The sequence below is a fragment of the Pseudoalteromonas sp. CO109Y genome (genome assembly GCF_004208935.1).
Taxonomy (GTDB): Bacteria; Pseudomonadota; Gammaproteobacteria; order Enterobacterales; family Alteromonadaceae; genus Pseudoalteromonas; species Pseudoalteromonas shioyasakiensis.
Genome location: NZ_SGPD01000038.1, coordinates 267,076 through 283,497, shown reverse-complemented (window position 1 = coordinate 283,497; position 16,422 = coordinate 267,076). Strand labels below are relative to the sequence as shown.

The 16,422-nt window shown below is 43.3% G+C and carries 12 protein-coding genes; 2 read left to right on the top strand and 10 right to left on the bottom strand.

What is annotated here, in order from left to right; all coding sequences use genetic code 11:
• Positions 1–40: 40 nt before the first annotated feature.
• From EXT43_RS15945 to EXT43_RS15925, 5 genes are all read right to left on the bottom strand, one after another.
• A complete protein-coding gene (locus EXT43_RS15945; RefSeq protein ID WP_130167409.1) occupies positions 41–4,357 on the bottom strand; it encodes an alpha-1,6-glucosidase domain-containing protein in 4,317 nt (1,438 codons plus the stop codon).
• Between the two features lie 22 nt (positions 4,358–4,379).
• Positions 4,380–7,274: a TonB-dependent receptor gene (locus EXT43_RS15940; RefSeq protein WP_130167408.1), complete on the bottom strand. Its 2,895-nt coding sequence runs from the start codon at positions 7,272–7,274 to the stop codon at positions 4,380–4,382.
• Between the two features lie 187 nt (positions 7,275–7,461).
• Positions 7,462–8,079, bottom strand: a complete 618-nt coding sequence (locus EXT43_RS15935) for a LysE family translocator (protein ID WP_062564810.1) — start codon at positions 8,077–8,079, stop codon at positions 7,462–7,464.
• Positions 8,079–8,258, bottom strand: coding sequence for a DUF4177 domain-containing protein (locus EXT43_RS15930; RefSeq protein WP_054554414.1), 180 nt, complete (start codon positions 8,256–8,258; stop codon positions 8,079–8,081). The genes EXT43_RS15935 and EXT43_RS15930 overlap by 1 nt, the downstream gene beginning before the upstream one ends.
• Position 8,259: 1 nt before the next feature.
• Positions 8,260–8,664, bottom strand: coding sequence for a DUF3224 domain-containing protein (locus EXT43_RS15925; RefSeq protein WP_130167407.1), 405 nt, complete (start codon positions 8,662–8,664; stop codon positions 8,260–8,262).
• Positions 8,665–8,741: 77 nt separating this feature from the next.
• On the opposite strand from EXT43_RS15925, the gene EXT43_RS15920 reads away from it, so the two are divergent.
• Positions 8,742–10,514 (top strand): ABC transporter transmembrane domain-containing protein, encoded by a 1,773-nt coding sequence (locus EXT43_RS15920; RefSeq protein ID WP_130167406.1) that lies wholly within the window; start codon positions 8,742–8,744, stop codon positions 10,512–10,514.
• Between the two features lie 61 nt (positions 10,515–10,575).
• Here the strand turns inward: EXT43_RS15920 and EXT43_RS15915 are convergent, their stop codons facing one another.
• Positions 10,576–11,208, bottom strand: coding sequence for an OmpA family protein (locus tag EXT43_RS15915; protein ID WP_054562840.1), 633 nt, complete (start codon positions 11,206–11,208; stop codon positions 10,576–10,578).
• An 80-nt stretch (positions 11,209–11,288) separates the two neighbouring features.
• A complete protein-coding gene (locus EXT43_RS15910) occupies positions 11,289–12,068 on the bottom strand; it encodes a transporter substrate-binding domain-containing protein (protein WP_165385114.1) in 780 nt (259 codons plus the stop codon).
• A gap of 123 nt (positions 12,069–12,191) precedes the next feature.
• Between EXT43_RS15910 and chrA the strand changes: the two genes are divergently transcribed.
• Positions 12,192–13,328 carry a chromate efflux transporter gene (chrA, locus tag EXT43_RS15905; protein WP_062564807.1) on the top strand — a complete coding sequence of 379 codons (1,137 nt, stop codon included), beginning with the start codon at positions 12,192–12,194 and terminating at the stop codon, positions 13,326–13,328.
• On the opposite strand, the gene EXT43_RS15900 is transcribed toward chrA, so the two are convergent.
• From EXT43_RS15900 to EXT43_RS15890, 3 genes are read right to left on the bottom strand one after another with little or no spacing between them, the layout of a single operon-like run.
• The gene (locus tag EXT43_RS15900; protein WP_062564806.1) at positions 13,325–14,575 is read right to left on the bottom strand and encodes a mechanosensitive ion channel domain-containing protein; all 1,251 of its coding nucleotides are present in this window, start codon (positions 14,573–14,575) and stop codon (positions 13,325–13,327) included. The genes chrA and EXT43_RS15900 overlap by 4 nt on opposite strands.
• Positions 14,572–15,495, bottom strand: coding sequence for an acetyltransferase (locus tag EXT43_RS15895; protein ID WP_062564805.1), 924 nt, complete (start codon positions 15,493–15,495; stop codon positions 14,572–14,574). The genes EXT43_RS15900 and EXT43_RS15895 overlap by 4 nt, the downstream gene beginning before the upstream one ends.
• Positions 15,496–15,523: 28 nt before the next feature.
• Positions 15,524–16,402 (bottom strand): acyltransferase, encoded by an 879-nt coding sequence (locus EXT43_RS15890; RefSeq protein WP_054562845.1) that lies wholly within the window; start codon positions 16,400–16,402, stop codon positions 15,524–15,526.
• Positions 16,403–16,422 lie beyond the last annotated feature (20 nt).

Sequence of the window (16,422 nt, the reverse complement as noted above, 5' to 3'; positions counted from 1 at the left end):
AGCCGAGCAAAAGCCCGGCTTAAGGGTACTGCAGGGAAAGCTACTCCACTGCTTCAACCGTCACTGTTAGTTTACTCAGATCAGGTCCTTGCACTGTAAAACGATAATCGCCAGCAGCTGCAATACTCAGGGCGATATTGGCACCAACGGCTTCTAGTAAAGCGGCTTCGCCAAGCACTGCAACAGGGGCATCACCACTGCCGCCATAATCTACGGTACTCCAATCTTCAGAAGCGACTTTAAACTCATAGTCACCTGCTTCTAATGTCATGGTGGTACTGTACATCGCATCACCAGCATAAATCAGTGGGTTATCTGTGCCCCAGCCATTAACGCTACCGCGTAAGTAAACCTGAGTTGCGCCAAACATTTCTGCATTGAATACAGTCATAAGTGGCTCTTCAAGGTTACTGGCATCAAACACAAACTGATATTGACCATCGCTTGCAATATCCATTGTCATGTTTGCGCCTTTTACCGCAAGTAGTTTTTCAGTACCCACTGTAATCGCTGCACTACTTTCACCTGAGCCATAATCCACCGTGTTCCAATCTTCAGAGGCCACTTTGAACTCATAGCTACCCGCAGTTAACTGTTTAGTGAAGGTATAAACACCTTTACCTTGATACATTAACTCGTCACTGGTACCCCAATCGTTTAAGCTACCGCGTACATAAATTGGCGTACCAACAAATGGCTCTTCATTATAAACCTTAAGTACTGGGTTATCGGTGTCTGTGGCATCGAATGAGAACACATAAACAGCATCCATTGCCGCCGTAAAGGTCATATTGGCGCCACTGCGTGTTAGCGGCTCATCTTCACCTTCGAGCACTTCAGCAACATCGGCAGAAAGCGCACCAAAATCAACGGTAGACCAATCTTCAGAAGCCACTTTAAATTCATAGCTACCTGCTGTTAGAGGAATGGCAATTTTGTACTCGCCATTACCTACATATTCAAAGCTATTTGTCGTACCCCAGTCATTTAACGAGCCACGAACATAAACTGTTGTGCTACCAAATGGCACAATATCTGGCGCACCCACAGTCGCATCGGCACTTAAGCCTTCACCTTGTGCATCACCTTGTGGTTTCACAAACACAGCAACAGTATATGGCGGAACATTAAAGGTACCTTCGCCTTCACCAGCCATAAAGCTTGCTGCGGACATACTTGAGTCAACACTCGCTTTTAAAACAGGGTGAAGCTCAAAACCCGCAGCCGTTGATACCGTATGCGATAAGCTTTGCTCAGTGCCGTTCATCACCACGACAATGGCATCGTATTGGCTATCTAGATCAGTCAAACCAACACCATCATCGATACTCATCACGACTAAGCCTTGCTGTTGACGCTTACCAATATTGTGGAAGCCAACGCGGTCTAAGATGTCTTGCTCTGTGGTTAAACTAAATAATGGGCTGGCACTACGAATTGCTAAGAACTCAGTAAATACATTACTTGCGTATTCAATGTCGCTAGCCATCGCTTGCGCATTCGTATTTGCCGAAATAGGTGCAATTTCGCCCCACTTCGCTTGGTTATCTTGCGCAGGCGGTAAACCTACATTCCAGTTGTTGGTTTCTTTACTGAAATCAACAAAGTTAAACCAATCACCAGAATCATAGCTGTTACGATCCATTGATTTAGAACGCAGCAGATCAGCACCCATTTGCATAAATGGAATACCTTGGCTCATCAGCGGCATAGCTAAAGCCATATTGTGAACACGCACACGCTCTTCAATACTTAAGTTAGTGCCATGTTTATATTGCAGCTGATCCCACAATGTTTCGTTATCATGCTTAGAGACATAGTTAATGCTGTCAGCCGGATCGAGTGCATAAGCCGCAGGCTGACCACTCCAACTAAAGCTACTGCCTTTTGCTGAATTACCTTTAAAGTCTTTAAGAATGTAGTTTTGTAAGTTACCTGCCAGTGATAAACGCAACGTATCTTGCTCAGATAAATTGCCATCTGTGGCATTATTACTAAAGAACGCACCACCGCGAATTGCCTCACGGATACGGTCATTAAAGGTGCCTACTTCAGTGCCAGCCATATCCATTTGTTTAGCTTGCACAAATAAACGGTTATCTGCGACTTCACCAAAGTTCCACCCTTCACCGTAGAAGTAGGTATCAGGGTCAACCGCTTGTACTGCACTAAGCGCGGTCATAATTGATGCTTTTGGCATATGCCCCATCACATCAAAGCGGAAGCTATCGTAACCAAAATCACGGGCTAAAATCACCATAGAATCAGCAACAAACTTGTCCATCATGACATGCTCAGTCGCGGTATTTTCACAACAGGTTGAGCGCTCAATATCACCAGAGGTTTCGTTATATCTGTGGTAATAACCTGGTACCAGTTTATCGAACACTGATTTATCCCAAACACCTGATGAGGTCGTGTGGTTGTAAACAACATCAAGCACGACACGTAAACCAATTTCTTGTAAAGACTGGATCATCGCACGCGTTTCTTTGACTCGTGCAATACCTTCAGGCGATGAAGCGTAAGAGCCTTCAGGCGCAATAAAATGATGCGGATCATAACCCCAGTTAAAGCTATCAACACCACGCATTGCATTAGCGAGTGCTTGAGCATCATCAGAACCAGGTAGGTATGACGCCATTAAATCAACTATCAATGCACTCTTATCTTCGGTTTTACATGCATCGGCATCATCGTCAATGCGGCTACATAAATCACCTAAGGTTGCAGTAATATCAACACGCTGACTGGCATCTTCATCAATGGTGCCAATATCAGTCAGTGGCAGTAAATGGAAATGTGTTAAGCCATTATCTGCTAACTTTTTAAGATGTTGCATTGGTGCGCTATCAAGCTCAGTAAACGCAAGATACTTACCACGGTTTGCTTCACTGACGGTTTCATCACGTACACTAAAATCACGCACATGACCTTCGTAAATGACCGCTTGCTCAGGGTAATCAACCGTTGGCACCATACGCTCATCCCAGCCGGTTGGTTTAGTATCTTCATCATCAAGGTTGATCAGTTGGCTATATAGACCATTGGTTGAAACGTTTAATGAATAAGGATCTGTGCTCCATAAGCTTTCAATTTGCTTAGTCGTTGGATGATAAACATCAAACATAAAGCGGTAGTAATGGCGATCGTGACTGATATCGACATTGCTAGACCAAATACCCGTTGTGCTATCAAAGGTCATAGCAAGTTGTTCAAGCTCTGTTTTATCAGCATCATACAGCGCTAATTTCATATTGCTTGCCGTTGGAGCCCATACCGACACATCAATGCCATTATTGGCGTAATGCACACCTAGTTGTGCTTCATTAGCATCACTTTCGCCACTGGTGTATAAGTCATCGAGGGCTTTAGCGGTTTGCACATAAGTGGCTTCTGTTAGCTTGCCATCAGCATCATAGCCTGCCACAACCAGTTGTTGTTTAATAAGCTCTTTTGCAGCGGCTGCATCCCAGTTACCTTGGTATGCATTCCATCCAGCAAGGTGCGGTACTTTAGCGATTTGTTCATCGCTCAAAGATGTCGATGTAAGCTCAACCACTTGACCATTTAACTCACCAGTATCTTCATCGACAGCTAAATCTGCACTGTTTGATGAGTGTAATTTAATGATGCTTGTCAGCTCATTACTTGGCTGGTAAATCACAGTTGATAAATCTATCCAATGCGCTGAAGCACCAGAAATACTCACCGGGCGCTCACCTAAGCTAACAATTGGATATTCAAATACTGATGGTTCACCATGAATGGTAAAGTTCATACGTTGGAACTTTTCATCGTCCTGCATCAATGGCATTTTTAAATCAACATCACCAAACGCTTTGCCAGACCCTTCGGTACCAATATGCACAATGAAGTTAGCACACTCGTTGTAACCTTCTTTTAATTTTACAATCCAGTACGCGCCATAGTTAGGATCAATACCATCGTATTCATGCCCATTGGCCCAATCAGTGGCATCAAACGGCGCTGCGTACGCATCGCAGTCATCATTATTCCATGAGTGTAATCGATAGCCTTCGTAGGCATCATCACTGGTGCGGTTATAGAATAAGATGGCTTCGTCATCTGCAGGGAAAACCACAGGATCAGGCAAAGTGGGATCAGCGCCTACTACGCAGCTTTCATTATTCTCATCGGGTACCGTTGGTGCCGGACAACTAATCGGTGGCGGATCAACACACTCAGTCCCCGCTTCATTAGGGATTTGCGGGACACTACAGGTCAATAAAACTTGCCCAGAATCTATATCGTTACTAGCGCCACCACCACATGCAGTTAGCATTACAATGCTACATGCAATCAGTAAGCGGCTAAAATTAGCTATTATTTTCATATTATTATCTCCAGCTTACTGATCAATGGTTATAGGTAAAACCTAGATAAAACTGACGACCAAAAAATTGCGTGGTGCCTGTTTTACTGGTTGTTCCAAAGTAGCTTTGTGTTGGTTCATCGGTTAAGTTATTCACTTGTAATAACATGCCGAATGAATCTGTGAACTGATACGACGTTTGGAAATCGACAACCGTTTCCGCATCAAAATTCACCACTTGCTCATTGACAGCAACTTGCTCTGAAACGAAATCATCGCGATAACGCACATTCAAACGTGTTTCAAAGTTTTCATAGCTGTAAAAAAGTGTGCCGTTAAAGACATTGTTTGAAAGGCCAGGCAAGTCTTGCGACACAGAATCACCACCTAAATCGGTAATAGATTGCACCTCACTCTCGGTATACGAGTAACTGGCGTTAATGCCTAAACCTTCAAACGGCGAGGGTAAGAAAGAGAAAACTTGCGTATAGGCAAGTTCAATACCACGAATATAACCGCCTTTAGCATTATTAACCGCAGTGGTGTACACCCCATTTGTAGTTTCGATTTGCTCACCACTGACAGGGTCAACAATGTATTCTGGTACGTTAAAACCATTACCCTTAAAGTCAAAGTTCTCTATGGCTACCGTATCTATGAATGAGTCGATATTCTTATAAAACGCAGCAACAACCAGTGCACCATCGGTGTCTTCAAAGTATTGCTCGTACGAGATATCGTATTGATCAGCATAGAAAGGTTTTAAGAATGGGTTATTAGTACTTGAACCGTTAATTTCGCCGTCATTGTTAACCGATGCACTGGCATCACCCGCTAAACGGTTAATCGGAGCGCGCGCCATCACTTTTGCCGCAGCAAAACGAATTTGTGTTGCATCACTCACTTTAAAGTTGAGGTTTAATGAAGGCAGGTAGTCAGTGTATTTAATGCCTAACACGCTTGGTGCATATAGGTCGTTAACAATGCCATTGTCATCAACAATATACTGCGCTCCGAGCTGCGGATCGCCACCGACGTTTTCGAGTACCGTCGCTGACTGATCGGTATCTACTCGGCGAATACCAATATTACCTGTAACGGGTAGAGTGCCAATTTCAGTATCAATGTTAAGCATAAGATAGGCTGACACTACTTCTTCATACACTGAGCCACTTTGTAACATGGTCCATGAGTAGTTAGTGGTATAACCTTGCGCATCTGGCTCACCATCACCATCTAAATCCACAACACCATCGGCGTTACCCCAGGTCTGTACTGGCTGCGGAGTCCCATCAGGAAACCATGCGTTGAGTGCTTTATCTAAATCGATCGCTAAATATGATGGGAAATAACTAAACTCACCTTGCCAATCAACCACGGTGGTCATGTCATCGGTAAGACGAAGCGGTGGTTGAGTCGAAGAAAATGCACCATCGTTACCGTATTCAAATACAGAGCGATTATTGCTGTACTCACGGTCTGAATAACGAGCGCCAAATTCAATTGAGCTAAACCAGTTATTCTCTAACTCATACTTAAAATCGAGTCGAAATGCTTTTACTTCATCTTCATTTTCATATGGGTAAATACCGTATTTACTGACCATAACTCGGTCAATATCGCTAAATGCGTCGGCTTGGTTAAAACCTACATCAGGCAAGTTTAAGCCGTTCAATTGATAGTTAAGCGATACATTGGTATCGAACACAGGGTTCGATACGGTGGCATCTTCTGCTACCAATGCCCAAAGTAAACCATTACGAAAATTACTTTTCGCACGTGAAAGCGACACGTCAGCATTGACGTTTAAACGCTCAGTAACTTGCCAATCGGCATTAATGCCATAGCTGTCTACTTCATCAAAGTCTTGGTTATCATCATTAACGATTTCAACACGGGTAAAGCTATTTGATGTGCGGTTAATTGCACCACCAATCACCGCATTACCGTCAAGCACTGGGTTAGCATACACCGCAGACGGACCACCAAACTTAACCCGAAAACCACGGGCAAATGATTCGCTATCAAAACGTGATAAAAACGCATCACCTTTTAGTTTAAAGTTATCGGTTGGCACCCATTCAATTGAGGTTAAATAACCATTACGGGTTTCTTCACCACCTAAGTGCTGAAGCTCAAACCCTTCACTGATGTATTCATTAGCAGGATTATCAGCAGGGCCATCGGTATCATTTGCTAGCCCATCAACGTCTTTATTACCGTTATATGCTAAACCGATAAACTGAGTCGCCACACTTGGTTGGAATAAGCGCGCGTAACCTAGTGCGACACCTAGCGTATCGTCAAGAAACTTGCCTTGGTAAGAAAAGCTAATACGGTCGCCATACTCCGTGGCATCAAATACCTCTGAAGCACGGTCGTTATACATACCACGCACATTCGCAGTAAATTTGTGTTGCTGGTCATTATCCAATGGGCTGGCTGTTTGTAGCTCGACTGTACCCGCGACGCCCCCTTCAATGAGCGATGCCTTTGGCGACTTGTAGACCGCCGCCGAGCTGATTAACTCAGACGGGTATTGGTCAAATTCAATACTGCGGCTACCACTAGTAGATACTTGCTCTCGACCATTTAATGTCGAAAAAACAAATCCACCAGATAAACCGCGAATGTTGATTTCGGCAGCTTGGCCACCGGTCCGTACCGCCGAGATCCCCGGTAGACGTGTTAATGCATCTGCCATAGACACATCAGGTAATGCCCCTAAGTCATCAGCTGATAGTTGCTCAGAGACAGTGTCGCTAAAGCGTTTTTGATTTAATGATTGAATTAAGCTGCGACTAAAGCCGCGCACTTCGATTACTTCTAGCTCAGGATCGATTTCCTTTGCTGATGTGCGTTCTTCTTCCGTCGCCGCTATTGCACTATTTGCTGCCACTAAAGCCAGCATAAGCGCACTTAGCTTGAATTTCCCCATTGGATTTCCACCCTGTTGTCGTTGGAGGTGTTGTATTTGTGGTTATTGTTGTTGTCAAAAAACAACCAATAAAGTATAACCAAAAGGTAAATATTGTGTGATGAATACGTATGCAATAGGAGGTTGCTGGGGAGAGCAGCGATCACAACCCTTTTTTATTAGTGATGTAATCGCAATATAGAGGGATTTATAGAGTAATAACGACACGAACAGCTAAGGCAATAAAGATCACCCCTAGCAATTTTTCGAGCCATGGATTTGTCTTGGTGAAACCAAAACGCTTTTTTGATATTTCGGTTAACAGTGCAACAAGTAGATACCAGCCTGTATCAAGCACAAATACCGTTAAACACATGATTAAACCAACTTGCAAAGTCAGGTTCTCAGGGTCAATAAATTGCGAAAACAACGCTAAAAAGAACACCGCAAGTTTTGGGTTTAAAAAGGCAATAGCAAAGCCATCTTGCAGCGCGCTGCGAGGGCTTGGCTTAGTTTGCTCAACATTCAGTGTTTGCGAGCTGGGTTTAGCTAACAGAATACGAATACCCAAATATGCGAGATAGGCTGCACCGCCATATACCAGCACTTGATAAAGCGTTGGTAACTGAGTCATCAGCGCACCTAAACCTAGTAACGAGGCACATGCATAAAAGCCAACCCCAATACCGTGGCTCAACGCCGCTAACATGCCGTTCTTCATACCACCATGTAAACTGTGTTTTAAAACCACAGCTAAACTCGGCCCCGGCGACATTGCCCCCATCACGCAAATTAAAACTAAACTCAACCACTCAGTTAGTGTCATTATTCGTTATTCTCAATTAGTAATAAAACGGATGTTATCTGACCATAAACCCCAGTGGCAGTGGTGATGGTTTTCACTTGCCAGCCAGCTTGGCCTAATTCGAACACCCGTTGATTTAATGCATCAATATCGATGCCGCCGAAAAAGCGCTTCTTTTTAAACTCAACTACTTTTTGCATGTTAGGCCATCAGTTGGTATTCAAAGTCATAATGATGAATACCCGATTCAATTCGAATTGCCATTTTACCACAGAGACCTTCAAGCTCTCCTGCGCCAGAGTCAGGCACTACTTCTAAAATCAATCGATCAGTCCCCTTATCCATAGTGCCAAAATGTTGTAGTACAAAACTGCCTTGCTTACCTTCTAAGCTACCAACAACCTGTTCAATCGCTACATAACCTGCACTGCCCTGAGTTGCAGTCATGGCACTGAGCATTTCGCCTTGGCTTGTTGCCTCTAATGGACCTGAAAACTGTTTATCAATCGACATGCGTCCCAAATTTACGCCATCTTGCCCTGTGGCATAGCCGCCAATTGGGTTTAACTTTACGGTGAATTGACCACTGATCGTTGTAGATTCCATACTAATCCCTTAATAACTGTTGATTTTTAGAGCATTGATAACCATATCTATACCCTATTCACCAACAAGAATCTAGCATGTCTAACAATAAAGAAAAGGCCGCATTTAGTAGCCTGTTACCGATTTTAGCTTTTATAAAACCCTACAAATGGGTGGTGTTTGCAGCCCTTGGCGCCTTGTTGCTTACGGCCGGTGTTAACTTATCACTCGGACAAGGCGTTAAATTTGTTATCGACTATGGCTTTATTGCAGGCTCGCAAGCTCAGCTTCAACAAGCGGTGATGGTGTTGATTGGTTTAATAAGCTTATTAGCGGTAGGTACTTTTTGTCGCTTTTATTTAATGTCGTGGATTGGTGAGCGAGTCAGTAACGATATCCGTAAAGCCGTGTTTGATCGCATCGTTACACTACACCCCAGCTACTTTGAAGAAAACCGCAGCGGCGAACTGATGTCGCGCCTGACTACCGACACCACCTTGTTGCAATCTATCATTGGCTCCTCTTTTTCGATGGCATTACGCAGTAGCTTAATGCTGATTGGTGGCTTGGCTATGCTACTTATCACCAACCTAAAGCTAACCCTTGTGGTTGTTGCCTGCGTGCCTGTGGTATTACTGCCGATGATGATTTTTGGCCGAAAAGTAAGAAAACTGGCAAGCTCAAGCCAAGATGCCATTGCCGATATCAGCACCTATGCCGGTGAGATCATTCAAAATATCAAAGTCGTGCAAAGTTATAGTCATGAAGAGCGTGAAAAAGCAGCATTTAGCGAAGAAACCAACAAAGCATTTCAAGTAGCGAAGAGCCGAATCAAACAGCGCTCGTTTTTGATTGCAGCGGTTATATTTTTGACCTTTAGTGCCATTAGCGTGATGCTGTGGGTCGGTGGCAGCGACGTATTAGCTGGCACCATGACAGGTGGTGAGCTAGGTGCTTTTGTGTTTTATGCGATTATGGTGGCGATGTCTGTAGCAACCGTTGCCGAAGTGTATGGTGAGCTGCAAAGAGCAGCAGGTGCAGCTGCACGATTATTAGAGCTACTCGCCGTTGAAAGCATGATCAAAAGTCCAGATACAAATCATGATGCACAACTTGAGGAAAATAAGCTTAATCACCCTGCTATTCAGTTTAATGATGTGTCTTTTCATTACCCTTCAAGGCCAGATAAAGCCGCTTTAAATGCGCTAAATTTACAAGTAAAACAAGGGCAAACTGTTGCCATCGTTGGCCCATCAGGGGCTGGTAAAACAACATTGTTTGAGTTACTGCAGCGCTTTTACGACCCTAGCTATGGGAGTATTTCGCTAGCAGGAATAAACATTAAAGCACTATCTCTTGATTGCTTGCGCCAGCAAATGGGGATGGTGGCACAAAACCCAATTTTATTTAGCTCAGACGTAATGCATAACATTCGCTATGGCAACCCAAGCGCCAGCGACGAGCAAGTATATGCTGCGGCTAAATATGCCCATGCCGATGAGTTTATTAAGCAACTCCCTGATGGTTACCACAGCTTTTTAGGGGAGCAAGGTGTTAGGCTCTCAGGTGGGCAAAAACAACGTATAGTACTAGCGCGCGCAATATTAAAAGACCCTGCCATTTTATTGCTTGATGAAGCAACCAGTGCACTCGACGCACAAAGTGAGTTTCATGTACAAGCTGCCCTTGAGCATCTAATGAAAGACAGAACAACACTGATTATTGCCCATCGTTTAGCCACAGTTAAACACGCCGATGTGATTGTCGTGATGGATAAAGGAGAAATTATTGCAACGGGTACGCATCAGCAATTGTTTGAGACTAACCCATTGTATAAACAATTGTGCGAATTACAGTTTAATCGAGATTAAGAAGGGAAATGTCAGGTTTGAAAGGGCATATCAAACCTGACCACAAATCTAGATATAAAATCTAACCTTGTGTATTCGGTACGATCTGAATTTCTACGCGGCGGTTTAAAGCTCGACCATTTGCTGAGTCATTGCTCGCCACAGGACGTGTTTCACCATAGCCTCGCGTGCTGATACGCGCAGACATAATCTGATGATTAACTAAGTAATCTTTTACGCTTTGCGCACGTTGTTGAGATAACGTCATGTTGTAGCTATCTTTACCTGTGCTGTCGGTATGACCTTCAACGCTTAAGTAGGTTTTTTCGTATTTGTTCATTACCTTAGCAATCGCATCTAGGGTGCTATGAAAGCCAGACGAAATATAAGATTGGTCAGTTGCAAAGGTAATATTTGATGGCATCACTAAACGAATATTGTCGCCTTCACGAACCACTTCAACACCTGAACCTGCTAGTTCATCGCGAAATGCTTCTTCTTGCTTATCCATATAATCGCCAACGGCTGCACCTGCTAATGCACCAATAGCCGCACCAATGAAGATACGTTTATCGTCGTGGTCGCCAGTTGCTTTACCTAGTACTGCACCTGTAGCAGCACCAATCGCAGCGCCTTTACCTGTATTCGTTGTCTCACAACCTGTTAATAGAACGGCTAATACGCCCACTGTTAAAACTGATTTTGTAAAAGTCATGTGTCTCTCCATGGCAATTATTCGAATTGAATTGTTAACAATTATGAATGAACGTCTATGAACAAACTATGAAGAATGGGTTACTTATCGATTGCTACAGCAGTAACTGGAGGTAAGTTATAACTTTTGACCAATTCTGTTAAACGGCCATTGAGGACTAACGTATTGAGGCGGTCTTGAATTTTTTCGGCTAAACCCGAGCTTGCAAACTGTTTACTTAGGGCAATGTGACCATAAATAACATCTTTATAGCGATAAGGCATTTTTACAATTTCTTGCGAAGGTCGCTGCAAAAATACTGAGGCATGGTCAGCAGTGGTTTCAACAGCAATTACCAGTTCAACGCGGCCCTTTAATAACATATCAAAAGCATTATGTTCGCTTAACGCTTCAATTTTAGTGAGTGTTTTATCATTATCGAAACGAGGAAAGTGCGCAGCGCCTCGCATTACCGCAATACGCTTACCGACTAGGTCTTGATAATTGTTTATTTTAAGCTCGCTATCCGCTCTGGCATAAAACACAAAAGAAGATGACAGCATCATGTATGGTGGAGTAAGAAACTGCATTTTTTGCTCGCGCGCTTCTGTGCGAATAAGCCCGCCCATCACATCTAGCTCATTTTGCTCGAGCATTTTTAAACAACGAGAAAACGGGCAAGCGACATATTCAAGCTTGATTGGTAAGGTACGCTGCATTTCACGCATAATATCCACTATTGCGCCACTGACTCTACCATCTTCAGAGACCATGCCATAAGGAGGCGCATGATCAACAGCCACCACAACTTTCTCAAAAGAGGTTGCAAATGCAAAGCTGCTGCATAGTAATAACAATAAACTGATAATATAGCGTTTCATAGTGATACTCATAACTACGTTCACTCGTTCTCTATATTGTAGACGGCCTTGTGTCATAAAAACCACAAAAATGTCATACAATTTTGTCATAATAGAAACAATCACTCTGTAACGGTAAAAGTAATGTTATTTATCATCTTTAAACAATTCTTTTTATTAGGCTGTATGAGCTTTGGTGGTCCTGCGGCACACCTTGGTTATTTCAAGCGCCACTTTGTTGATAATTTAAAATGGCTCACTGCTGAGCGCTATGCGCAATTGATTAGCCTAAGCCAAGCATTACCAGGCCCTGGTTCAAGCCAAGTTAGCTTTGCCATGGGGGTTGAAAAAGGAGGAGTACTGGGAGGCCTGTGTGCATTTGTTGGCTTTACCCTGCCCTCATTTTTAATTATGTTCTTTTTGGCTCTTAGCGCTCACCAGTTTGGTGATATTTACTTTGCGGTCATTGCTGGGCTTAAACTCTTTGCTGTGGTGATTGTTGCCGATGCGACCTACAGCATGGCAATGAGCTTTTGCAAAAACCACTTACACAAGCTTATCGCGGTATTGAGCACGATTGCACTGATTGTTTTCTCACAGTTATCGAGTCAAATTTTAGTACTGATTGCGGCTGCAGCCATAGGTTGGTTTTATCCTCAGCTTAAACTGCCAGAGAACCAAGAACATAAACCTGTGAAAATTGCTTGGTTACCGCTTTGTTTATTTACCGTCTTGTTACTAATTAGCTTTTTGCCTTTAGGCGAAGGGTTTTCTTTGTTTGCCCCATTTTACCAAACTGGCGCTATGGTCTTTGGTGGCGGCCACGTTGTGTTACCTATTTTACAAGCTGGCGTGCCGAGCCTTGAAACCGAGCAGTTTTTATCTGCTTATGCCAGTGCTCAGGCCATACCTGGACCGATGTTCACTATCGCCACATACCTAGGCGCACAAGTGTCGCCGAATACACCACTTATAGGTGCCATTGTCGCGACCATCATGATTTTCTTACCGGGCTTTTTATTGATGTTAGCCTTTATGAAAAGCTGGCTACAGCTGGCTGATAAGCCTCGCTTTGCGGGCAGTATTGCAGCGCTAAATGCCGCTGTTGTGGGCTTTTTAGCTGCCGCCCTTTATTCACCTATTTGGCAATCGGCAGTGCAAAACCTGTGGCAAGTAGCTTTAGTCATTGTGGCATTTACGTGGCTAAGAATGGCAAAGCCACCTATTTGGTGGCTATTGTTAGGTTTTATTGCACTGAGCGTGCTAGTTAGTCAGTTTTAAGTTTTTTCGCGCACAGGGTTAGCGACCTTGATACTTGGTTTTAGCCCTGTTTGAGCTTCGCTTGTACTTAACTGCCCAGTAACACTTTGATATGGCCTGAGTCCAAAGATTGGCAACACAGCAAGCAGGTGATCCATGATCTCTGCTTGCAAGTGCTCATATGAAATCCAGCGCTTATCTTCACTAAAGCAGTAAAACTCAATAGGTAAGCCGTGATTCATCGGTTGTAGCTCACGCACCATTAAGGTCAAATCACGATTAATTTTTTCGTGTTGTTTTAAGTAACCTTCAGCATAACGACGGAACAAACCAAGGTTTGTCACCGGATCGGGCAAGCTTGAAACGCGAATATAGTCGTTAAGTGGAATAGCAGCATCAATTTGCTCTCGAAACGCATCATCAACCAAACGAATACTGTTCATATCAATGTTTAAAGAACGCTTGATACGACGACCACCCGACTCTTGCATGCCACGCCAGTTTTTAAATGACCCAGCAACCAGCATATAAGTCGGAATCGTTGTGATAGTGTTATCCCAGTTACGTACTTTTACCGTATTTAAGCCAAGGTCGATAACCTCGCCATCCGCGCCATAGCTATCCACTTGGATCCAATCACCATAAGTCACTAATCGGTTAGCTGCAATTTGAATACTGGCGACAAATCCCAAAATGGTATCTTTAAATACGAGTAAGGTCACCGCCGCTATCGCACCAAAGCCAGACAAAATATAAGTTGGCGACTTCTCTAGCAAAATACTCACAATGAGAATGGCGCAAACCATAAAAGTGATAAGTTTTACAACTTGGATCAAACCCTGAATCGGAATATCACGGGCAAAATCAAGTTGGTTATAAATGCCACCAGCAATGCTCACCACACTACTTAAAATGAAGCCACCATAAATGATCAATGCCACTTGGCCTACGGTTTTCAAAACCAACGCAGCAACATCATGAACTGGGTAAACATAATCAAAGGTTGCCAAATACAGTACACAGCACAATATACCCGCAAAACGACGATTCAGTTTATTGAGCATTGGAGTAAGCGCACCAATGCGCTCTGGAGACAGGCGTGTAACAACCTTTTGAATACCCGGCAGCAGCAGTCGACGGGTAAACATATAAATTAATAGTAATGAGCCAACGCCAATCGCTGTAGCCGTTAATGCACTTAACAGCGCCGCATCTGGCATTGATTCAAACCAAGGCATCACCAGCTCTTGCAGGTGAGTTTGCTTCATGGTGCTTCAACCTCTTTATTGATGTTGGCAAGGTACTCAGCTTGTTGGGCTTGATGATAAGTTAGTAGCTGAGCGTCTTTTTGCAACCATAACTCATTAATATGTTGTTGAAAAGCCGTTCTAAATGCGCGGTCATGCTGATAATCACCAATCATCTCTGCACTAATTGCTTGTACGTGCATTTCAACTTTGATCACATTAAGGCGGCCACGCATCAGGTTACGGCAAATATGATCGCCCTCGCCTTGGTAAATAATCGAGGTATTTAATAATGCATCAAACTGTTCGCCTAACACCTCAAGGGCAAATGCAATACCGCCCGCTTTAGGTTTTAAAAGATAAGTAAACGGACTATTTTGCTTTTTGTGTTTTTGGCACGTAAAGCGCGTGCCTTCAACAAAGTTAATTATCGTTGTTGGGTGATTACGAAAGTCGCGGCAACTGCGCTTAGTACGCTCTACATCGAGTCCTTTCAGCTTAGGATTTTTTGTCAGCTGCGCTTTGCTAACACGTTTCATAAAAGGCATGCCCATGGCCCACGCGCCGGTACCAATGAATGGCACATACTTCAGCTCATCTTTTAAAAAGAACTTTGGCGCGGGTAAAACATCAATCGCACTTAGAACAACAATGTCTAGCCAACTCATATGATTAGAGATAAGTAAGTACCAACCATCTGTACTGACTTTGCCTTTAATATCAATATCGATTGTCGGGCAACCTAACCACAAAGCTAAGCGGTTACCTTTACACCAACCGCGATAAGCCACATGAAGAATGTCGCTAACCACTTTAAATGGCAGTATTAATTTAAGCACACCAAACAGCAGCACAAGCGTGCCCCAAATGATTACATTAGCAAACAAGACAATGCTAACTAGAACGCCTGTTAACCAATTTGGTAAAAATTTCTTTAACATAAGTGTGCTCTCGACTGCGTTAGCAATACTACTGCGTTTTTGCTTCTAACTCGGCTAGCTGCTGGTTTTTTTCATTCCAAATGCGGTTTAATTCAGCTTGAAAGTTAACTCTAAACTCAGCATCACCGGTGTAATCACCGATTAAATTAGGGCTTACTTCCATCACTTCTACTCGCACTTCGACTTCTTTTACACGACCACTGGCAAAGTCTACAAAGCTAGGAATACCACCAGGGTAATGAATAGTGACATTGACCACTTTGGAAATTTGCTCACCCATTGCTTGCATAACAAACGCAACACCACCCGCTTTTGGCTTTAATAAGTGCTCAAAAGGACTATTTTGGCGCGAGTGCTTTTGCGGTGTAAAACGCGTACCTTCAACAAAGTTAACGATACTTACTGGCATTTCTTTGAATTTTTCACAGGCTTTGCGCGTGGTCTCTAAGTCTTTACCACGCAATTTAGGGTTTTTCTTTAACTGAGCTTTACTCGTGCGAGTCATAAATGGGAAATCCAATGCCCACCAAGCAAGGCCTAAAAAAGGAACGTAGATTAGCTCTTTTTTCAAGAAAAAGTTTAAAAACGGTATGCGGCGATTGAACACGCGTTGCATTACAACGATATCTACCCAGCTTTGATGATTTGCGATAACCAAGTACCAGTCTTTCGCTTTTAGTTGCTCAAGACCTGTCACGTTTAGCTTATATGAAGCAAAAATATTTTGGTTAATGCTGTTACAACTCACCCACATAGTGGCGCATTGCTTAGCAATCCAACTCATTACTTTTTGCAATGGCTTAATTGGGATCAGTTTAATTACGCCACAAATAAAGATGGGCACAAACCAAAAAAGTGTATTGAGGGTGTAAAATATAAAACTGAACACACAACGGATCATGGACATTACTACTTATTCCTTTAATG